The sequence below is a fragment of the Winogradskyella immobilis genome (assembly GCF_021887715.1).
Lineage (GTDB): Bacteria > Bacteroidota > Bacteroidia > Flavobacteriales > Flavobacteriaceae > Winogradskyella > Winogradskyella immobilis.
The window spans coordinates 36,416-55,526 of sequence record NZ_JAIQXX010000010.1 but is presented as its reverse complement, the minus strand read 5'-3'; the positions used below and the strand labels follow the sequence as shown (position 1 = coordinate 55,526).

The window sequence follows — 19,111 nt, the reverse complement described above, 5'->3', positions numbered from 1 at the left end:
TATAATTAGTAGATTTTATCAAAACTAATATCTGCTAATTGATTCAATTTTAGTAGGTTTTGATATTTTGCCTAACTTTAATGATATTGGTTCGTTTTAAAGACTTATACCAACACTAACGAAGTTCGTCTTTTTTATTTTAAAAGTCAAATCATTGCTATTAATGATTCTCTTCAAAATCCATTAAAAGTCCGTTATGAATCCAATTGGCTAAAGCTTCTCTATTTTCGTAATTTAAAATACGTCTTTGGTCTTTAGCATTTTTAATATTTCCTAATTCAATATATACCATTGCGGGAGTGGTATTTTTAATTAAATATAAACCACTTCTAGCACTCACAGAGCCTGAGTACTCGCGGTTAGGTTGATGTTTAGCATATTTTAAACGAAAGGATTTAAGTATGTTGTCTGCTAAGCGTTTTCCGCTTTTACTGTTTTTATGGTGGTAGAAAAAAACATCAACATTTTTTCCTGTATTTCTGCTATCGACGTGAGTTACTACAAGGCGTTGATAGGCTCCTTTATGTTTTTGATAGAGGTTGTTTACTGCTTTGGTACGTTGTTGTAATCGTAACCTGTGATTTCTTGGGATTTTATTATTTGGATGTGCTACTTCATCATAGTCGACCTCTAAAACACGTTGGTCTCTTATGCCATCGTTTTTATCTTTAATAATGATATACACTTTTGCTCCATTCTCCATTAATTTTCTGGCTAAACGTAGAGTTACATCATAAGCATATTCATCTTCAGAAATTAATTTAGAATTATATGTCGTTGTGGCACCCGGATCAGGACCACCATGACCAGAGATTAGATAGTACACATTGTTTTTAAGCTTGTCATTTTCTATAGTAACCTCGCTATATTTTTTTCCAAATAAAGGTTCTTTAATTTTTAGTTTTGAATCTAAAGGTGCTTTAGTTATAGAATCTACTTTTACAATAGGTAGTGTATAGGTTTTTCCGGCAATTAAACCATTACTGGAAGTCAGTTTCGTTTTATTAAGTTCAATAAAAGCATCGGCATAAGAAAATGCAATATTATGTGCTTTTAAAAGTGAATAAATACCATCACCGCGTTTAGCAACCACAGTAGAATCTTTTGATTGCCCAAAGGCTAGTGTAGACGTTAAGCATATTATAAATATGAGAGTGTATTTATACATGTCACTTTCAAAGCTATTAAAATAGATAAAGATTAAAACACCTTATCCAAAAATTGTTTTATACTTTCTTGGTTGGTTCTAATTAATTCTTCACGTGCAGCTTTAATATCACTTGGCTTTTTATCTTGAGACAGTTTAAACTTGCCCTCCCAATTGTTAATAGTAATCTCAAATAGTTCTATATAATTGAGATTACGGTCTAAACGTGGATTATCTGGTTCTAAAACGTATTTATGATCTGGAGCTTCCAAAAATTCAGTCATTGTAATCAACGATTGCTTTAAAGCTGTTTTATTTTCAATGGCTTTTACAGTACCTTTTAAATGCACTTTAATATAGTTCCATGTTGGTAATTGCGTTGTGCCATAAACACTAGGTGAGATATAACATTCTGGTCCTGCAAAAAGGATAGTCACCTCATTGTCATTTTTTAAAAGCTCTGCTTGAGGATTGTATATGTCTATATGCCCAATGAGTTTTCCATCTTCATATACCAATGGCAAATGCGTTATAAAAGGTTGATTGTCTTCTACAGAAATAACGGTAGCTAAAGGATAAGTTTTTATGACTTCAACCATGTGGTTAATGTCACTATCTTGATGATGTTTTGGCGGATAATTCATAATTGTCACTCTGAACATGTTTAAGAAAAGCATAGGTTCTTAAACAGTTAATTTTAAAGGTAGCTTCTCGAAACTATACTCCAAATTGTCTTAAATGATGATCTAAATGTTTGTATTGCATTTTGCCACGCTGTTCTGGTGTAAAATGCCCAAATGCAGGATGCTCTGGCCATTCCGTTTGTTCCTTTTTAGCAGCAAATTCATTAATTAAGTTTACTAAGTTGTCCTTTTCGGCATTAAACTCATAGGTATCTGTAATAACAAACTGTTTAGGAGTTTGTACATTTTTTCGCCAAGGTTTATCATTATACATCAAAGGCTTAAAACTTTTCATTAAAAGCTTTTTAAAGAATCCCATTTTCATGTTTAGCTCTTGTTTCTCAGTGGCAATTTCAAGTGCTTTTTGACAATGTTTAAACATTTGACTTACATTCATCTTGCCCCAATTGGCATGAGAAGTTTCGTTAAGTTTGTTAATACGTTCAAGAATATCTTTATGTCCTTCATTTGTAAATATAGAATTCATAGGATTGTTTTTGCTTCTGAAATTTACAATAATTATATTTAAACCATGTCAGAAAAATCAAATTCGTTTTCTATAAAAAATTGGGCGCAAGACGATCAACCAAGAGAAAAACTAAGAGATAAAGGAAAAGCCACTTTAAGTGATGCAGAATTGGTGGCTATTTTAATTGGATCGGGTAATAGAGACGAAAGTGCAGTAGATTTATGTAAACGTATTTTGGCTAGTGTAGACAACAATATAAATGCACTAGGAAAATTATCACTGCAGCAATTAATGCATTTTAAAGGTATTGGTGAAGCTAAGGCTATTACTATAACAGCTGCCTTAGAATTAGGTCGTCGTAGACGGTTAGAAGATGCACTTCAACAAGAAAAAATTGAGTCAAGTCGTTCTGTATTTAATATTATGCAACCTATAATTGGAGAGTTGCCTCATGAAGAATTTTGGATTTTATATCTAAACAATTCTAATAAAGTAATTCAAAAACATCAGCTTAGTAAAGGTGGCATTACAGGAACTTTAGTCGATGTGCGTTTGGTTTTAAAAAAAGCAATAGAAGTCAATGCAGTCTCCATTATTCTTTCGCATAATCATCCATCAGGTACTTTAAAACCAAGTGCTGCAGATAAAGCCATTACTCAAAAGTTAAAAACGGCAGCACAAAGTTTAGATATAAAAGTACTAGATCATCTTATTGTTACCGAGAAAGCGTATTTTAGTTTTGCGGATAAGAATCTATTAGATTAAATCTCAATAATCAATCACTAAATTCCAATAATCATGTAACTGGGTTTTGGAATTTTAATTTTTTGGAATTTATAACAGAATGTTATTAGTATATACTCATAAAATTACTCCAAGATTACGCTATACGTTTAAGCATATTTGCAAACGCATACTAAATATAGATGTTGATTTTACATCTAAAGTTGAAGATTTTATTGCGCATAATAGTTTAAAAATGTCGTATACAAAGCAACCTTTAAGTAATGAGGTTTTTGTGAAAAGCCATGAGCTGTTGTTTGAGCAAGGCTTGTCAGATATAGATGTTAATGTGCAAAAGTGGGATGATACAAAAGGGTTTTTTACAACCGGAGACCGTAGTAATTTACCCTTTGATATTTTTGCTGCTTCTTTTTATTTATTAAGTAGATACGAAGAATATTTACCGCATGTTAAAGACGATTACGGGCGATTTTTATCTTCTGAAAGTATAGCGAAAAAACACAATTTTTTGCAACAACCTATTGTAGATATTTGGGCATATAAATTACAAGAGGTTTTAAAAATACGTTTTCCAGATTTTGAGTTCCCAAAACGAAAATATAACGTGCAACCAGTTATAGATGTGCCTAGCGCATTTTATTTTAAGCAGAAAGGATTATTAAGAACTATTGGTGGGTTTTTTGCTGACGTATTTCGGTTAAGATTTAAACAGTTATATCAACGTACATCTGTTTTATCTGGCTTTAAACGCGACCCTTACGATACATTTAAATGGATTATTAATAGACAAAAAACATGTAATTATAAGTTTACAGTATTTTTTTTAATAGGTAATTATTCTACTTACGACAAAAACATAAGTGTTAATAAAAAACAGTTTGTGTCATTAATTAAGTCGGTTGGTGATTATTGTAATATCGGATTAAAAGCATCTTATTTTGCATTAGAAGATATAGAGCTTTTAAAGAAAGAAAAGCAAAAGCTAGAAAGTATTACTAAGGTAGATTTAGACGCTGTAAGAAATTCATTTTCTAAATTGAATTTGCCAAAAACCTACCGGAATTTGGTAGAGTTAGAAATTCATAAAGATTATACAATGGGTTATGTTAATGAGTTAGGCTTTAGAGCTGGCACATGTACACCATTTCAGTTTTACGATTTAGATTACGAAGTGCAAACTCCACTTCAAATTAATCCATATCATTGCTTAGATTATGTTTTGTTAAAACACAAATCTCTACTTGATAAAAGAGAGCATTTACAACGTTTCATTTCAGAAATAAAAGCAGTAAACGGAACGTTTGTTCCTGTATTTCATAATTATTCATTTGCGGATCATACACGATGGGAAGGATTTAAAGAGTTGTTTAATATTATTTTAGATTCAGCAAATGACTAATACAATTAAGCACATTTTTTTTGACTTAGATCACACGCTTTGGGATTTTGATAAAAATTCAGCTTTAACCTTCGAGAAGATATTTAGGCTTCATAATATTGATGTTAACCTCAATACTTTTTTAAAAGTTTATGAACCTATTAATTTTCAATATTGGAAACTATACAGAGAAGAAAAAGTTAGCAAAGAAGATCTACGTTATGGGAGATTAAAAGATGCGTTTAATAAAATTAATGTTGCGATTTTAGATACTATCGTGGATGCATTATCTGAAGACTACATTAGGTATTTAACAACATTTAATCATTTGTTTGAAGGAACTATCGAAATTTTAGAATATTTAGGTGATCGGTACCAACTTCATATTATTACTAATGGTTTTAAAGAAGCACAAGAGAAAAAAATGATAGCTTCAAATATTAAGCATTATTTTAAGACAATAACCAATTCAGAAATGGTAGGAGTTAAAAAACCAAATCCGAAGATTTTTAATTATGCTTTAAATAGTGCTAAAGCTAATGTAAAAGAAAGTGTTATGGTAGGAGATAATTACGAAGCAGATGTATTAGGAGCACTAAACATTGGTATGGATGCTATTTGCTTCAATTATCATAACGAAGATTTGCCAAATACAATAAAACGAGTTAATCATTTAACAGAGTTACAAAAGTATTTTTAGTAATAACAGAAGTGAAAAAAGCGTTAACTATTAGCTTAACATATAGAAATGAAAAGAATAGTCTACATATATACCTTTATAATCTGTGTTGGTGTCATGCTTTTTTCTTGTATTGAAGATTTAGATTTTGACCAAGCTGAAGATTTCTCGGCAGAACCTATTTTAGTATCTAGTCTTGCTTTTTTTGATGAACCTGCAAGTACGTTTATTATAGATCAAGGAGATTCAAATGTTATAACAGATACCTTAAGTGTAGATATTTTTAATGATCAATTTGTAGTAGATAATTTAATTAGAGCTGAGTTTTTTTTAGAAACTACAAATTCAATTAACAGAGTCTTCCAAGCACAAGTAGATTTTTTTAATGACGAATTTGAATTGCAAGATACTTTTACAGTAGATGTTCTTAGGTCTCAAAATAATGCAGATGTCATTACAGAATTCACAAAAGTTTTTTTAGATAACGATTTAGAGAGTTTAAAAGCGACAACTGAGATTGTGTTTACTCTAACGTTAATGGAAGATACAAGTCTACCACCTATAGACGAAGATACATTGGGTAGATTACTATTTAATTCTAGAGGAACTTTCTTTTTTAGAATAGATATCTCTGAATGAAAAACATAGTAATATTCATATTTTTGCTAATCAGTTTAATCTTGACTTCTCAGAATAAACAAGGGTTATATGGATTTTCAGAATTACCACAATCGTTATTACTAAACCCAGGAGAGAAAGTAGAGTACGAGTGGCATTTGGGAGTTCCATTTGCATCTCATATACAGACAAGCTATGGAGCTTCAGGTGTTACATTAAGAGATATTTTTGAAGACAATCAAGTAAGTTTTAATGACAAGATTCAGCGTGCAGTCTCTAATTTATCTGATACAGATTTCTTTACGCTTAATCAACAATTGGAAATCTTTTCGGCAGGATTTAAAACCGGCCCATCTTATGATAAAGACACTTATCTGTCTTTTGGATTATATCAAGAAACTGATGCTATAGTATATTTTCCAAAAGATTATGCAGAACTTTTATTAGAAGGAAATTTAAATAATATTAATAGAGTATTCGATTTAAGTGATTTAAATTTAAGAGGAGAATTAATTTCCGTACTACATTTTGGTTATAATAAAAGAGTGAGTAAAAAACTAACGTATGGTTTTAGAGGTAAAATATATTCAAGTTTGGCAACTATTAGTTCAATAAATAATGGCGGAACTTTTGTAACACGACCTGGTGGTAATAATTTTTTTCAACATCAATTTAATTTAGATATAGAAATACAAACATCAGGACTTAAATCTTTGATAAATGGTAGTAACTCGGATCCTAACGATAATATAAAAGAATTTAGAAGAAATCTATTCTTTGGTAAAAACCTAGGGTTAGGTTTTGACGTAGGCTTTACTTATCAGTTCTCTAACCAATGGTCTATGAGTGCTAGTTTACAAGATGTTGGTTTTATAAGGCATTCTAAAGATATAGAAAACTATGAATTAAAAGGAAACATAATATTTGAAGGTGTTAACCCATTGTTTAGTGATCAAACAGAGAATCCATCCGCTGAAGGTTTTGTTGAAGCTATTGCTGAAGATTTCAATAATTTATTTGATTTAGAAGCTGCAGAATCAAAATTCACAACATTAAGACCAATTAAGTTTAACAGCTCACTGACTTATGATTTTGGAAAAGAAAACGAAAAAGATTGTAATTGTCATAATACATATAAACCCTACCTAAACTCTGTTGGTTTACAGCTCTATGGTATTAAAAGACCTTTGCAGCCACAAGTAGCATTGACAGCTTTTTATTATAGAAGACTTTTTAATATATTGAGAGCCAAAATAACATATACAGTAGATACGTTTTCTTCAAAAAATATAGGATTTGGAATCTCTGGACATATTGGTAACTATAATTTATATGCTTTTGCAGATAATTTGTTAGAATATCAGAATTTAGCAAATGCTAATAGTATATCTTTGCAATTAGGACTTAACTTAATATTTGGACAAAAATGAAATCGAAATTACTTCTATTTATAATTGTTAGTTGTATTACAACAAATGTATTCTCTCAGGCGAATACAAATATTAATCAATACAAATATGTTGTGGTACCATTGCAATTTGATTTTTTAAAGGGGAAAGATCAATATCGTTTAAATACATTGACACGCTATTTATTTAAAGAAAACGGATTTGATGTTTATTTTGATGAGCAAGAATTGCCCGAAGATTTATTTAAGAATCGTTGTTTAGCTATATATGCAAATGTTAAAAAAGTCAAATCATTTCTGTCTAATAAAGTACAGATTGAATTAAAAGATTGTAGAGGGAATTTAATCTTTGTCTCTGATGAAGCTTCAACTAAAGTTAAAGAGTATAAAGAAGGTTATAGAATTGTAGTTAAAGAGGCTTTTGAAAGTATTAAGTTTTTAGATTATAGCTATGATCCTAAAATCGATAATGCTTTAGCGCAAGATATAACTAACGCAAAATCACAAAAAGAAGCAGAAGATAAGGCAGAAATAGAACGATTAAAAAAAGAAGTAGATGCTTTAAAAGCTAAAGAAGTAGAGATTAATAAAGCGGCAGAGTTAAGAAAATCAGAAGCTGTAGCTAAACAAAAAGAAAGTGAGCTACAGAATGAAAAACCTAAAACTGTAAATGAAGCAGCTCCAGTTAAAGTTCCCGAAATGAAAAGAGATGAAACACTTAAGACGGAGCTTATTGTAGGTGGATATAGAATATTAGATAGCGATGGCGCAGTAGCCATGACACTTTTAAAAACAGCTGCACCAAATGTTTATACGGTTAAAGGTAAAGATGCCATTGTTTTTAAACAAGATGGAAACTGGGTGTATTCTGAAAACACAGGAAGTTCTAAAGTTGAAAAAGTGTTAAAAATTAAGTTGTAATTTCCCTAACACCTAACATCCCGCACTGAGCTTGCCGAAGTGTCTAATACCCATATTTCTCTTTCCAACGCGCTTTTAAAAATTGGCGTTGCGCATTTTCTCTAGCATTATTCCCGGGATTATAAAGTTTAGTGTTTTGTATGTCTTTAGGCATAAACTCGTGCTCAGCAAAATTATTATCATAGCTGTGCGCATATTTGTATTCATCTCCATAACCTAGTTCTTTCATTAATTTAGTAGGCGCGTTTCTTATAGAAAGCGGAACTGATAAATCTCCGGTTTGTTTTACCAATTGTTGTGCTTTGTTTATAGCTTCATATGCGGCATTACTTTTTTCAGAACTCGCTAGATATGTGGTACATTGACTAAGAATAATACGAGATTCAGGGTGGCCAATAACAGATACAGCTTGGAATGTGTTATTAGCAATTACCAATGCGGTTGGATTAGCATTTCCTATATCTTCGCTAGCTAAAATCAATAATCGGCGTGCAATAAATTTTACATCTTCACCACCTTCAATCATTCGTGCTAAATAATAAACAGCAGCATTAGGGTCGCTGCCTCTAATCGATTTTATAAAAGCAGAGATAATATCATAATGTTGCTCTCCAGTTTTATCATAACGTACAGTATTGCTTTGTACTTGTTTTAATACAAGATCATTTGTAATTACAATTTTTTCAGTTTCAAATGACGCAACTATTAATTCAAAAATGTTAAGTAATTTACGGGCATCACCTCCTGATAATCGTAGTATAGCTTCGGTTTCTTTTAATTTAATATTTTGTTTAGATAGAACTTCATCTTCTTTTATAGCACGATCTAAAAGAGATTCTAAATCGGCTTTACTGAATGAGTTTAATACATAAACTTGGCAACGCGATAAAAGTGCAGGAATAACTTCAAAACTAGGATTTTCGGTTGTGGCTCCAATAAGTGTAACCCAACCTTTTTCTACAGCTTCTAAAAGAGAATCTTGTTGTGATTTGCTAAAACGATGAATCTCATCTATAAATAATATAGGGTTCTTTGCAGTAAATAAACCGCCACTTTTTTTAGCTTTATCAATAACTTCTCTAATGTCTTTTACACCAGAATTTATAGCACTGAGTTTATAAAAAGGACGTTCAGATTCATTAGCAATAATATTGGCTAATGTAGTTTTGCCAATACCTGGCGGTCCCCATAATATTAATGATGGAATAATACCATTTTTAATTTGTTGATAAAGCGCACCGTCTTTTCCGACTAGGTGATTCTGACTCAAATAATCTTCAAGTGTTTTTGGACGTAAGCGTTCGGCTAAAGGAATATTCATGAGCTAAAATTACAAAAAAGAGTGTGACAATATTTCAGAAAATAAACTCTTGGCGAAGAATTTGAGATAAAGTTATTGAATTGCTTGAAATAAAGCTTTAATTATGTTTAACATAGGTAAATTAAAAATAAGCTTCAAGCTAATAGAATCTCGATTATCATGTAAATTTGTGTATGAGTCAACAACAATTTAAATATTCTAATTCAGTTATTCTGTATCCATTACTTTTTGTAATGGTCATTTGGTCTGTGTTTTGGTACCAAGTAAGAGTAGACTCTAGCATTCGTAAACTTGGAGTTCATCCACAAGAATTAGAAGGTTTATTGGGCATTGTAACGAGTCCTTTTATTCATGCAGATATAGAACACTTGTACCATAACACTATTCCGCTTTTTATATTAACTATGGCTTTATTCTATTTTTACAATAAAATAGCTTGGCGCGTTCTCTTGTATGGCGTTCTATTATCAGGTTTGTTAACTTGGCTTATAGGAAAAAGCGGCAACCATATTGGAGCAAGTGGAGTTATATATGTTTTGGTGAGCTTTATATTTTTTAAAGGTATTTTAGCAAAACATTACCGTCTTATAGCACTATCACTCATGGTTATCTTTCTATACGGGAGTATGATTTGGTATGTATTTCCTATAAAAGATGGGGTATCGTGGGAAGGCCATTTAGGAGGATTAATTTCAGGACTGCTATTCGCAATTATTTTTAGAAAACAGATAGCGAAACCAAAACGTTACGTTTGGGAAACAGAAACTTATAATGAAGAGGATGATCCTTTTATGAAACATTTTGATAAAAATGGAAATTTTATTGAAGTTCTACCAGAAGAAGAAATTGAAACCACAACTGAAGCTGATAATAAACTACAACAACCTTCAATAACAATTAAGTATACCTACAAGAAAAAAGGAGATTGAAAAAGGATTACTGCGAACTGTCAACTGAATACTGAGACTGAGTACTACAAACTCAACTTCGTTGCCTAACAGCTTCATACAAAAATGCACCACAAGCTACGGACACATTTAAAGATTCTATATCCCCTAAAATAGGAAGTTTTGCTTTTTCATCTACAGCTTTTAAAACCGAAGGATTAATTCCACGACCTTCAGATCCCATAATGATAGCACAAGGTTCATTAAGTTCAATATCATAAATTAAATGCTTGGCTTTTTCAGTTGCAGCAACAACTTTAATTCCTGAAGCTTGCATATGGAAAACAGCATCTTTTATGTGATCGACTTTGCAAATCGGAATTTTAAAAATAGCACCAGCGCTTGTTTTAATAGTATCTCCATTAATTGGAGCTCCACCTTTTTTCTGAATAATAATTCCGGTAACACCAGTACATTCAGCAGTACGTATAATAGCACCAAAATTACGGACATCACTTAATTGATCGAGTAGAAGGAATAAAGGTGTTTTTTCTGATTCTAATGCATTTTCAACCAAGGTTTCAATATTATAAAATGCAATTGGAGCAATTTGGGCAACAGCACCTTGATGATTCCCTTGGGTTAAACGATTTAGTTTTTCTACAGGGACATAAGATGCGTTTAATCGTTTACTACGTATTAAAGTTTCTAATTCTTGAAAAAGCTCACCATGCAATCCTTTTTGCAGAAATACTTTATCAATATTTTCTTCAGATTTAATGGCTTCAATAATAGCGCGGATACCAAAAATGGTGGTTTCTTTAATCATGTCGCAAAGGTATAAAACCAATTGACATTTATAACTAAAAAGTAGCGGTTAAACTCACATGTACTTTAGAGTCAGATAATCTAAATGATCTATTTTCAGTTTTCCCACTAGAATAGTTGAGTTTAAATAATCCAGCTTGTGTTAAAAGCCCAAGGCCAAATCCAAATCCAAAGAGATTGGTTTCATTATTTGTAATCTCATTTTCAAAATAGGCAGCATCAAAAACAGAATGTACATATATAGTGTTACTTAAGCGGTAGCGATATTCTGTATTTAAAACTCCATATAGATTAGCAACTAAACTATTCTCTTCAAAACCTCTAATAGAATTAATACCACCAAATCGATAAAGTTCATTATCTAAGTAATCATCAGAAGTTAATGAAGCTCCTGTGACTCTTACAAAAACACTATTTTTAGGGTTAAGGTTAAAAACCTTATAAGTTTCTAATGTAAAAGCGCTCTGAGACAACTCGATATCATTTTGAGTTCTATTCCCAAAACCTGCTGTAATATCAAACCAAAAATTAATAGGAAATAAAGGGTCGTAATATTGAGGCTTAATATAATTGTAGTTAACCTCAGTGTAATTTGTGTTATAATCATTTAAAATTGAAGTGCTATTATCTAACAAGTTACTAGAATTTGTAGCACTAATGCCTACACCAATTCTATGATTGGCGTTAATTTGATAGTTTAAACGAACTTGTTGTTTGTCAGTTGAAAATGTAGAATCTTTTCTAAATAAATTTAGTCCTAAATCTAATCCTATTGGAGAACCAAATAAATAAGGAGCATTAACTCTAATATCAAAAGTCTGTTGGTCAATTTCATCACTCTTATATAAAATACGAAGTGATTCACCATAGTTTAAATTGTTAACAAGGCGTAAATCAAGAAAGCCATCAAACTCTATTCTATTGGTGTTTTCATTAGTTCCAAAACCGAGAAAGCCATCAAAATTATTGCTTCGTGTTTTTTCGGTATATATATATAGAATTGTAGAATCGTTTGTAAATAAAACTTCAGGATCTTTTACTTCTTTAGCAAAACGTAATTCCTCTAAAAGCTGTGTTTTACTTCTTATCTCTTCAAGATTAAAAGATTTGCCTTCTTTTAGTTTTAAAAACCGTTTAATGTAGGCTTTCGGAAATTTTTCATAACCTTTAACTATAATTTTATCTATAGAACGCTTTTGATTGTTTTTTAGAGTTAAATCTGCGGCAATAGTTTTACGATTTTCTTTTCTAATATTAATGAGTCTTAAGGTCGAAAAAGGATCTCCTTCTTCTGCTATAGCTTTATTTAAAGTGTTAAGTGTAATCTCTAATTGACTGATATCAACTTCAAAATAATTAAGACTAACAGATGCATTGGTTAATTTAAGCAGTTCTGTATTAAAGTCAGGTTTAAAAAATACTTTAATAACATTTAATTTTACTCCTATATATATAGATGCATTATATAAGGTGTCGTTTTCTTTTTTAATGGATTCTATTTTAAAATCTATATATCCAGTTCTTATAAGTTTATCTTTTAAAGTATAGACTTCTGTTTCTAATGTCTTATAATTTGAAAAAACTTTGTTGTAACCAATAGAATCAATAGTTGCTGTTGCTTTGTCTGATTCAGCAAAAACATTTAATGCTAAGGATTGCGCATTCACCCAATTGGTAATAATCAGAAACAGAAAAACAAAAATAAAACGAACCTTAGGAATCATTTAAAATAGGCAAATACTTACTAGGCAATAACGCAAAAATATAGCGAATTGTATAAGGTTAAAATGAATAATAAAATTTCTTTGTAAAATTAATGTAGTTGTATTTGAATTATTGATATAAATTAATACCTTTGCAGCCCTCAAAAGTGAGGGTTAAATAAAAAATTATATAGAAATATATGCCAACAATTTCACAATTAGTACGAAAAGGAAGAGCCAAAATAACCAAGAAGAGTAAATCGGCTGCTTTAGATTCGTGTCCTCAGAGACGTGGTGTATGTACTCGTGTTTATACAACGACACCTAAAAAACCTAACTCAGCAATGCGTAAGGTGGCAAGGGTTCGTTTAACAAACGGAAACGAGGTTAATGCATACATTGGCGGTGAAGGTCACAATTTACAAGAGCACTCGATAGTATTGGTTAGAGGTGGAAGGGTTAAAGATTTACCAGGAGTTAGATATCATATCGTTCGTGGTGCTTTAGATACAGCAGGTGTATCTGGAAGAACACAGCGTAGATCTAAGTATGGTGCTAAACGCCCTAAAAAGTAATTTAAAACTTTAAGAAGAAGACATGAGAAAAAGAGCAGCAAAAAAGAGACCGCTTTTACCAGATCCAAAATTTAACGATCAGTTAGTAACACGTTTCGTTAATATGATGATGTGGGATGGTAAAAAGTCTGTAGCTTTTAAAGTATTTTATGATGCGATTGATATCGTTGAAGAAAAAAAGAATGATGACGAAAAAACAGCATTAGAAATTTGGAAAGACGCTTTGTCTAACGTTATGCCTCACGTAGAAGTGCGTAGTCGTAGAGTTGGTGGTGCTACATTCCAAATACCAATGCAAATTCGTCCAGATCGTAAAGTTTCTACTGCGATGAAGTGGTTAATTGGCTATTCACGTAAAAGAAACGAAAAATCTATGGCACAACGTTTAGCTGCAGAAGTATTAGCTGCTGCTAAAGAAGAAGGTGCAGCCGTTAAGAAAAGAGTAGATACTCATAAAATGGCAGAAGCAAATAAAGCATTCTCTCACTTTAGATTTTAATAAGAAATGGCAAGAGATTTAAAATTTACAAGAAATATAGGTATTGCTGCGCATATTGACGCTGGTAAAACCACGACTACAGAACGTATTCTTTATTATACAGGAGTTTCACATAAAATTGGTGAAGTACATGATGGTGCTGCAACAATGGACTGGATGGAGCAAGAGCAAGAAAGAGGTATTACAATTACTTCTGCTGCTACGACTTGTGAGTGGAAATTCCCTATTGAAAATGGAGAACCAACTCCAGAAACTAAAGGATACCATTTTAATATTATCGATACTCCTGGTCACGTGGATTTTACGGTTGAAGTAAACCGTTCTTTACGTGTGTTAGATGGTTTAGTATTCTTATTTAGTGCGGTAGATGGTGTTGAGCCACAATCTGAAACTAACTGGAGACTTGCAGATAACTATAAAGTACCTCGTATTGGTTTTGTTAATAAAATGGACCGTCAAGGATCTAATTTTTTAGGTGTTTGTCAACAGGTAAAAGATATGTTAAAATCTAACGCGGTGCCAATTGTTTTAAACATTGGTGACGAAATAGATTTTAAAGGTATTATAGATTTAGTAAAAAATAGAGCTATTGTATGGCATGATGAAACTCAAGGGGCAACTTTTGATGTTATTGAAATTCCAGATGAGCTTAAAGACGAGGCTAAAAAATATAGAGCTTTATTAATTGAAGAAGTAGCAAGTTACGATGAGAACTTACTAGAAAAGTTCATGGAAGATGAAGATTCAATTACAGAAGAAGAAGTGCATGCTGCACTTAGAGCTGCTGTAATGGATATGGCAATCATTCCAATGATTTGTGGTTCTGCTTTTAAAAATAAAGGGGTACAATTCTTATTAGATGCTGTATGTCGTTATTTACCTTCTCCAACAGATAAAGAAGGTATTGTTGGTGTAAATCCAGATACTGAGCAAGAAGAAATTCGTAAACCAGATGTAAAGGAGCCATTCGCTGCTTTAGCATTTAAAATTGCAACAGATCCTTTTGTAGGTCGTTTAGCATTCTTTAGAGCTTATTCTGGTCGTTTAGATGCAGGTTCTTACGTGTTAAATAACCGTTCTGGTAAAAAAGAACGTATCTCACGTATATACCAAATGCACGCCAATAAACAAAATGCAATTGATTTTATAGAAGCTGGTGATATTGGAGCTGCTGTTGGATTTAAGTCTATTAAAACAGGAGATACATTAACAGCTGAAAAACATCCTATTGTTTTAGAATCTATGGACTTTCCTGATCCAGTAATCGGTATCGCGGTTGAGCCAAAAACTAAAGCAGATGTAGATAAGCTAGGTATTGGTTTAGCAAAATTAGCTGAAGAAGATCCAACATTTACAGTGCGTTCAGACGAAGCCTCTGGTCAAACCATTATTTCTGGTATGGGTGAGCTTCACTTAGATGTAATTGTAGATCGTTTAAAGCGTGAGTTTAAAGTTGAGGTTAACCAAGGTCAACCACAAGTAGAGTATAAAGAAGCTATAACACAAGCTGCAGATCATAGAGAGGTTTATAAGAAACAATCTGGTGGTCGTGGTAAGTTTGCTGATATTGTGTTTACGGTAGAGCCAGCAGAAGAAGGAGCAGTTGGACTTCAATTTGAATCTATAATTAAAGGTGGTAATGTTCCTAAAGAATTTATCCCTTCAATAGAAAAAGGATTCAAAATGGCAATGGTAAATGGTCCATTGGCAGGTTACGAAGTTGATGCTATGAAAGTGACACTTAAAGATGGTTCATACCATGACGTGGATTCTGATCAGTTATCATTTGAATTGGCTGCTAAACTTGGATTTAAAAATGCTGCTAAAGCTGCTAAAGCTGTGATTATGGAGCCTATTATGAAACTTGAGGTAATAACACCAGAAGAAAATATGGGTGATATTGTAGGTGACTTAAACCGTCGTCGTGGTCAAGTAAGTGATATGGGTGATAGAGCTGGTGCTAAAACAGTAAAAGCTACAGTGCCATTATCTGAAATGTTCGGATATGTAACAACATTACGTACATTATCTTCAGGTAGAGCAACATCTACAATGGAATTCTCTCACTATGCAGAGACTCCGTCAAATATATCAGAAGAAGTAATTAAAGCAGCAAAAGGCGTAGAAGCTTAAAACTAAAAGAAAATGAGTCAGAAAATTAGAATAAAATTAAAGTCTTACGATCATAATTTAGTTGACAAGTCTGCTGATAAGATTGTAAAAACAGTAAAAAGTACAGGTGCTGTTGTAACGGGTCCAATTCCATTACCAACACACAAGAAAATTTTCACTGTATTACGTTCACCACACGTAAACAAGAAGTCTAGAGAACAATTTCAATTAAGCTCTTATAAGCGTTTATTAGATATTTACTCTTCGTCTTCTAAGACAATCGATGCCTTAATGAAGCTTGAATTACCAAGTGGAGTTGAAGTTGAGATTAAAGTGTAATTGAAACAAAACATGTCCTGAGCTGCGAGCGAAGGAAAAACGGTAAAAATACAATTCAAGGCTGAAACGTATTTTCAGCCTTGAATTTTGAACAATAAATAGTAATAATTAATAATAAATAATATGTCTGGGTTAATTGGAAAAAAAATCGGTATGACCAGCATCTTTGATGAAAATGGAAAGAATATTCCATGTACAGTAATCGAAGCTGGACCATGTATCGTTACCCAAGTCAGAACTGAAGAAGTAGACGGTTATAGTGCACTTCAATTAGGTTTCGATGACGCGACAGAAAAAAGCGCTACTAAAGCAGACATTGGTCATGCTAAAAAAGCGGGTACTTCTGTAAAACGCAAAGTTGTTGAATTCAAAGGTTTTGATGCGGAGTACAAATTAGGTGATGCTATAACAGTAGAACACTTTATTGAAGGAGAATTTGTTGATGTAGCAGGAACTTCAAAAGGTAAAGGTTTTCAAGGTGTAGTAAAACGTCACGGATTCGGTGGTGTAGGTCAAGCAACGCATGGTCAACATAATCGTTTAAGAGCTCCAGGTTCTATTGGTGCAGCTTCTTATCCTGCGAGAGTATTCAAAGGAATGAAGATGGCCGGAAGAATGGGTGGAGATACAGTTAAAGTTCAAAATTTAAGAGTATATAAAGTGGTACCAGAAAAAAATCTTTTAGTAGTTAAAGGATGTGTTCCTGGTCACAAAAACTCTTATGTAATTATTGAAAAATAATGAAAGTAGCAGTTATAGATATCAACGGAAAAGACACGGGAAGAAAAGCTGAGCTTTCTAAAGACGTGTTTGCTATAGAACCAAACAACCATGCTGTTTATTTAGATGTAAAGCAATACTTGGCTAATCAAAGACAAGGAACGCATAAGTCTAAAGAAAGAGGAGAAATTGCTGGTAGTACACGCAAGATTAAAAAACAAAAAGGAACAGGTACAGCACGTGCAGGTTCTATTAAATCTGGTGTTTTTAAAGGTGGTGGACGTATGTTTGGTCCAAGACCAAGAAATTATGGGTTTAAACTTAACAAAAATGTTAAGCGCTTAGCTCGTAAATCAGCCTTGAGTATTAAAGCAAATGAGAAGTCAATTGTAGTATTAGAAGATTTTAACTTCGATGCTCCTAAGACTAAGAATTTTGTTAATGTATTGAAAGCATTAGAGGTAGAGAACAAAAAAACATTATTTGTGTTGGGAGGCTCAAATAATAATGTATATTTGTCGTCGCGTAATTTAAAACGCTCTGAAGTTATAAATAGCTCAGAATTAAGTACTTATAAAATAATGAACGCTAATAAAGTTGTTCTTTTAGAAGGTGCTTTAGAAGGAATTGAATCGAATTTAAGTAAATAGAACACCAATGAGTATCTTAATAAAACCGATAATCACAGAGAAAGCAACAATGCAAAGCGAAACGCTAAATGCATATGCTTTTCAAGTGAATACAAAGGCGAACAAGGTAGAAATTAAAAAAGCAGTAGAAGCTGCTTATGGAGTTTCTGTAGAAAAAGTTCGTACAATAAATGTCCGTCCAGATAGAAAAACCCGTTTCACAAAAACAGGTGTTCAAAATGGTAAAACAAATGCTGTTAAAAAAGCAATTGTACAACTGGCGGAAGGTGAAGTAATAGATTTATACACTAACATGTAATTTTAGACATTAATGTCAGTAAGAAAATTAAAACCGATCACATCAGCTCAGCGATTTAGAGTAGTAAATGGATTTGACGCCATAACTACTGATAAGCCGGAGAAAAGCTTGCTTGCTCCGAAAAAAAGATCTGGTGGTAGAAACAGTCAAGGAAAAATGACCATGCGCCATTTAGGTGGAGGTCATAAGAAGAAGTATCGTATTATTGATTTTAAACGTAACAAAACTGGTATTCCAGCAGAAGTTAAAACAATTGAATACGATCCTAACAGAACAGCATTTATTGCATTACTAAACTACCAAGATGGCGAAAAGCGTTATGTTATCGCTCAAAATGGTTTACAAGTAGGGCAAAAAATCGTTTCTGGTGAAACAGGTGTAGCTCCTGAAATAGGAAATGCTATGCCATTAAGTCAAATACCTTTAGGTACAATTATCTCTTGTATAGAGTTGCGTCCAGGACAAGGAGCTGTTATGGCTCGTAGTGCAGGTGCATTTGCTCAATTAATGGCAAGAGATGGTAAATTTGCTACCGTTAAGTTACCATCTGGTGAGACAAGAATGATTCTTGTAAACTGTATGGCAACTATAGGTGTTATTTCTAATTCAGATCATCAATTACTGGTATCAGGTAAAGCTGGTAGAAGTAGATGGTTAGGAAGACGTCCAAGAGTAAGACCGGTAGTAATGAATCCAGTCGATCATCCAATGGGTGGTGGTGAAGGAAAATCATCTGGTGGTCACCCAAGATCTAGAAACGGTATACCTGCTAAAGGTTATAGAACACGTTCTAAGACAAAAGCGAGTAATAAGTATATTGTAGAACGTAGAAAGAAATAATTAAGATAGTATGGCACGTTCATTAAAAAAAGGACCTTATATCCATTATAAATTAGAAAAGAAAGTTGCAGAGAATGTAGCTTCAAATAAAAAAACAGTTATCAAAACTTGGTCAAGAGCATCTATGATCTCTCCAGACTTTGTGGGTCAAACTATAGCTGTTCATAATGGTCGTCAATTTGTTCCAGTATATGTTACTGAGAACATGGTAGGTCATAAGTTAGGAGAATTTTCACCAACAAGATCATTCCGTGGTCATGCAGGTGCTAAGAATAAAGGTAAAAAATAAGAA

General features: G+C 32.5%; 22 protein-coding genes. 16 read left to right on the top strand and 6 right to left on the bottom strand.

Going from position 1 to position 19,111, the window contains the following annotated elements:
- Window positions 1–160: 160 nt before the first annotated feature.
- The 3 genes from K8Z87_RS08960 to K8Z87_RS08950 form a co-directional block, all read right to left on the bottom strand.
- Window positions 161–1,168: an N-acetylmuramoyl-L-alanine amidase family protein gene (locus tag K8Z87_RS08960; RefSeq protein ID WP_227477161.1), complete on the bottom strand. Its 1,008-nt coding sequence runs from the start codon at window positions 1,166–1,168 to the stop codon at window positions 161–163.
- A 32-nt stretch (window positions 1,169–1,200) separates the two neighbouring features.
- Window positions 1,201–1,791 (bottom strand): FMN-binding negative transcriptional regulator, encoded by a 591-nt coding sequence (locus tag K8Z87_RS08955; RefSeq protein WP_227477160.1) that lies wholly within the window; start codon window positions 1,789–1,791, stop codon window positions 1,201–1,203.
- Between the two features lie 73 nt (window positions 1,792–1,864).
- Window positions 1,865–2,317, bottom strand: a complete 453-nt coding sequence (locus tag K8Z87_RS08950) for a DUF1569 domain-containing protein (RefSeq protein WP_227477159.1) — start codon at window positions 2,315–2,317, stop codon at window positions 1,865–1,867.
- 45 nt (window positions 2,318–2,362) lie between these two features.
- Between K8Z87_RS08950 and radC the strand changes: the two genes are divergently transcribed.
- The 6 genes from radC (at window position 2,363) to K8Z87_RS08920 (ending at window position 8,047) form a co-directional block, all read left to right on the top strand.
- The gene (radC, locus tag K8Z87_RS08945; protein ID WP_227477158.1) at window positions 2,363–3,064 is read left to right on the top strand and encodes a RadC family protein; all 702 of its coding nucleotides are present in this window, start codon (window positions 2,363–2,365) and stop codon (window positions 3,062–3,064) included.
- Window positions 3,065–3,143: 79 nt separating this feature from the next.
- The gene (locus tag K8Z87_RS08940) at window positions 3,144–4,442 is read left to right on the top strand and encodes a polysaccharide deacetylase family protein (protein ID WP_227477157.1); all 1,299 of its coding nucleotides are present in this window, start codon (window positions 3,144–3,146) and stop codon (window positions 4,440–4,442) included.
- Window positions 4,435–5,121, top strand: a complete 687-nt coding sequence (locus tag K8Z87_RS08935; protein ID WP_227477156.1) for a YjjG family noncanonical pyrimidine nucleotidase — start codon at window positions 4,435–4,437, stop codon at window positions 5,119–5,121. The genes K8Z87_RS08940 and K8Z87_RS08935 overlap by 8 nt, the downstream gene beginning before the upstream one ends.
- A 48-nt stretch (window positions 5,122–5,169) precedes the next feature.
- Window positions 5,170–5,739: a hypothetical protein gene (locus K8Z87_RS08930; protein ID WP_227477155.1), complete on the top strand. Its 570-nt coding sequence runs from the start codon at window positions 5,170–5,172 to the stop codon at window positions 5,737–5,739.
- The gene (locus K8Z87_RS08925; RefSeq protein ID WP_227477154.1) at window positions 5,736–7,148 is read left to right on the top strand and encodes a DUF5723 family protein; all 1,413 of its coding nucleotides are present in this window, start codon (window positions 5,736–5,738) and stop codon (window positions 7,146–7,148) included. The genes K8Z87_RS08930 and K8Z87_RS08925 overlap by 4 nt, the downstream gene beginning before the upstream one ends.
- The gene (locus K8Z87_RS08920) at window positions 7,145–8,047 is read left to right on the top strand and encodes a hypothetical protein (RefSeq protein ID WP_227477153.1); all 903 of its coding nucleotides are present in this window, start codon (window positions 7,145–7,147) and stop codon (window positions 8,045–8,047) included. Before K8Z87_RS08925 ends, K8Z87_RS08920 begins: the two co-directional genes overlap by 4 nt.
- A gap of 43 nt (window positions 8,048–8,090) precedes the next feature.
- On the opposite strand, the gene K8Z87_RS08915 is transcribed toward K8Z87_RS08920, so the two are convergent.
- The gene (locus K8Z87_RS08915) at window positions 8,091–9,368 is read right to left on the bottom strand and encodes a replication-associated recombination protein A (RefSeq protein WP_227477152.1); all 1,278 of its coding nucleotides are present in this window, start codon (window positions 9,366–9,368) and stop codon (window positions 8,091–8,093) included.
- Window positions 9,369–9,541: 173 nt separating this feature from the next.
- On the opposite strand from K8Z87_RS08915, the gene K8Z87_RS08910 reads away from it, so the two are divergent.
- Window positions 9,542–10,297, top strand: a complete 756-nt coding sequence (locus K8Z87_RS08910) for a rhomboid family intramembrane serine protease (RefSeq protein ID WP_227477151.1) — start codon at window positions 9,542–9,544, stop codon at window positions 10,295–10,297.
- 52 nt (window positions 10,298–10,349) lie between these two features.
- Here K8Z87_RS08910 and rlmB read toward each other — a convergent pair whose 3' ends face one another.
- Complete coding sequence (rlmB, locus tag K8Z87_RS08905) at window positions 10,350–11,084, bottom strand: 23S rRNA (guanosine(2251)-2'-O)-methyltransferase RlmB (RefSeq protein ID WP_227477150.1); 735 nt, start codon at window positions 11,082–11,084, stop codon at window positions 10,350–10,352.
- A gap of 34 nt (window positions 11,085–11,118) precedes the next feature.
- Window positions 11,119–12,807 carry a POTRA domain-containing protein gene (locus K8Z87_RS08900; RefSeq protein WP_227477149.1) on the bottom strand — a complete coding sequence of 563 codons (1,689 nt, stop codon included), beginning with the start codon at window positions 12,805–12,807 and terminating at the stop codon, window positions 11,119–11,121.
- A gap of 179 nt (window positions 12,808–12,986) precedes the next feature.
- On the opposite strand from K8Z87_RS08900, the gene rpsL reads away from it, so the two are divergent.
- The 9 genes from rpsL to rpsS all read left to right on the top strand — a co-directional run bounded on the left by rpsL (window position 12,987) and on the right by rpsS (window position 19,108).
- Entirely contained in the window at window positions 12,987–13,361 is a 375-nt protein-coding gene (gene rpsL, locus K8Z87_RS08895) for a 30S ribosomal protein S12 (RefSeq protein ID WP_019386263.1), read from the top strand.
- 22 nt (window positions 13,362–13,383) lie between these two features.
- Entirely contained in the window at window positions 13,384–13,860 is a 477-nt protein-coding gene (gene rpsG / locus K8Z87_RS08890; protein ID WP_227477148.1) for a 30S ribosomal protein S7, read from the top strand.
- Window positions 13,861–13,866: 6 nt separating this feature from the next.
- Window positions 13,867–15,993 carry an elongation factor G gene (gene fusA / locus K8Z87_RS08885; RefSeq protein WP_227477147.1) on the top strand — a complete coding sequence of 709 codons (2,127 nt, stop codon included), beginning with the start codon at window positions 13,867–13,869 and terminating at the stop codon, window positions 15,991–15,993.
- Window positions 15,994–16,005: 12 nt separating this feature from the next.
- Window positions 16,006–16,311: a 30S ribosomal protein S10 gene (gene rpsJ / locus K8Z87_RS08880; RefSeq protein WP_007650482.1), complete on the top strand. Its 306-nt coding sequence runs from the start codon at window positions 16,006–16,008 to the stop codon at window positions 16,309–16,311.
- Window positions 16,312–16,434: 123 nt separating this feature from the next.
- The gene (gene rplC / locus K8Z87_RS08875) at window positions 16,435–17,052 is read left to right on the top strand and encodes a 50S ribosomal protein L3 (RefSeq protein WP_227477146.1); all 618 of its coding nucleotides are present in this window, start codon (window positions 16,435–16,437) and stop codon (window positions 17,050–17,052) included.
- A complete protein-coding gene (gene rplD, locus K8Z87_RS08870; RefSeq protein WP_227477145.1) occupies window positions 17,052–17,681 on the top strand; it encodes a 50S ribosomal protein L4 in 630 nt (209 codons plus the stop codon). Before rplC ends, rplD begins: the two co-directional genes overlap by 1 nt.
- A gap of 7 nt (window positions 17,682–17,688) precedes the next feature.
- Entirely contained in the window at window positions 17,689–17,979 is a 291-nt protein-coding gene (gene rplW, locus K8Z87_RS08865) for a 50S ribosomal protein L23 (RefSeq protein ID WP_227477144.1), read from the top strand.
- 12 nt (window positions 17,980–17,991) lie between these two features.
- Window positions 17,992–18,819: a 50S ribosomal protein L2 gene (gene rplB, locus K8Z87_RS08860; protein WP_227477143.1), complete on the top strand. Its 828-nt coding sequence runs from the start codon at window positions 17,992–17,994 to the stop codon at window positions 18,817–18,819.
- 10 nt (window positions 18,820–18,829) lie between these two features.
- Window positions 18,830–19,108, top strand: a complete 279-nt coding sequence (rpsS, locus tag K8Z87_RS08855; RefSeq protein ID WP_008269180.1) for a 30S ribosomal protein S19 — start codon at window positions 18,830–18,832, stop codon at window positions 19,106–19,108.
- Window positions 19,109–19,111: the final 3 nt, after the last annotated feature.

What these genes read in the sequence shown, in the direction of transcription:
- rpsG (WP_227477148.1), top strand. Translation starts at nt 13,384, where the DNA reads ATGAGAAAAAGAGCAGCAAAAAAGAGACCGCTTTTACCAGATCCAAAA.
- radC (WP_227477158.1), top strand. Translation starts at nt 2,363, where the DNA reads ATGTCAGAAAAATCAAATTCGTTTTCTATAAAAAATTGGGCGCAAGAC.
- K8Z87_RS08950 (WP_227477159.1), bottom strand. Translation starts at nt 2,317, where the DNA reads ATGAATTCTATATTTACAAATGAAGGACATAAAGATATTCTTGAACGT.
- rpsL (WP_019386263.1), top strand. Translation starts at nt 12,987, where the DNA reads ATGCCAACAATTTCACAATTAGTACGAAAAGGAAGAGCCAAAATAACC.
- fusA (WP_227477147.1), top strand. Translation starts at nt 13,867, where the DNA reads ATGGCAAGAGATTTAAAATTTACAAGAAATATAGGTATTGCTGCGCAT.
- K8Z87_RS08925 (WP_227477154.1), top strand. Translation starts at nt 5,736, where the DNA reads ATGAAAAACATAGTAATATTCATATTTTTGCTAATCAGTTTAATCTTG.
- rlmB (WP_227477150.1), bottom strand. Translation starts at nt 11,084, where the DNA reads ATGATTAAAGAAACCACCATTTTTGGTATCCGCGCTATTATTGAAGCC.
- K8Z87_RS08900 (WP_227477149.1), bottom strand. Translation starts at nt 12,807, where the DNA reads ATGATTCCTAAGGTTCGTTTTATTTTTGTTTTTCTGTTTCTGATTATT.
- rplB (WP_227477143.1), top strand. Translation starts at nt 17,992, where the DNA reads ATGTCAGTAAGAAAATTAAAACCGATCACATCAGCTCAGCGATTTAGA.
- K8Z87_RS08960 (WP_227477161.1), bottom strand. Translation starts at nt 1,168, where the DNA reads ATGTATAAATACACTCTCATATTTATAATATGCTTAACGTCTACACTA.
- K8Z87_RS08940 (WP_227477157.1), top strand. Translation starts at nt 3,144, where the DNA reads ATGTTATTAGTATATACTCATAAAATTACTCCAAGATTACGCTATACG.
- rpsJ (WP_007650482.1), top strand. Translation starts at nt 16,006, where the DNA reads ATGAGTCAGAAAATTAGAATAAAATTAAAGTCTTACGATCATAATTTA.
- rplC (WP_227477146.1), top strand. Translation starts at nt 16,435, where the DNA reads ATGTCTGGGTTAATTGGAAAAAAAATCGGTATGACCAGCATCTTTGAT.
- rpsS (WP_008269180.1), top strand. Translation starts at nt 18,830, where the DNA reads ATGGCACGTTCATTAAAAAAAGGACCTTATATCCATTATAAATTAGAA.
- K8Z87_RS08910 (WP_227477151.1), top strand. Translation starts at nt 9,542, where the DNA reads ATGAGTCAACAACAATTTAAATATTCTAATTCAGTTATTCTGTATCCA.
- rplW (WP_227477144.1), top strand. Translation starts at nt 17,689, where the DNA reads ATGAGTATCTTAATAAAACCGATAATCACAGAGAAAGCAACAATGCAA.
- K8Z87_RS08915 (WP_227477152.1), bottom strand. Translation starts at nt 9,368, where the DNA reads ATGAATATTCCTTTAGCCGAACGCTTACGTCCAAAAACACTTGAAGAT.
- K8Z87_RS08955 (WP_227477160.1), bottom strand. Translation starts at nt 1,791, where the DNA reads ATGAATTATCCGCCAAAACATCATCAAGATAGTGACATTAACCACATG.
- K8Z87_RS08930 (WP_227477155.1), top strand. Translation starts at nt 5,170, where the DNA reads ATGAAAAGAATAGTCTACATATATACCTTTATAATCTGTGTTGGTGTC.
- rplD (WP_227477145.1), top strand. Translation starts at nt 17,052, where the DNA reads ATGAAAGTAGCAGTTATAGATATCAACGGAAAAGACACGGGAAGAAAA.
- K8Z87_RS08920 (WP_227477153.1), top strand. Translation starts at nt 7,145, where the DNA reads ATGAAATCGAAATTACTTCTATTTATAATTGTTAGTTGTATTACAACA.
- K8Z87_RS08935 (WP_227477156.1), top strand. Translation starts at nt 4,435, where the DNA reads ATGACTAATACAATTAAGCACATTTTTTTTGACTTAGATCACACGCTT.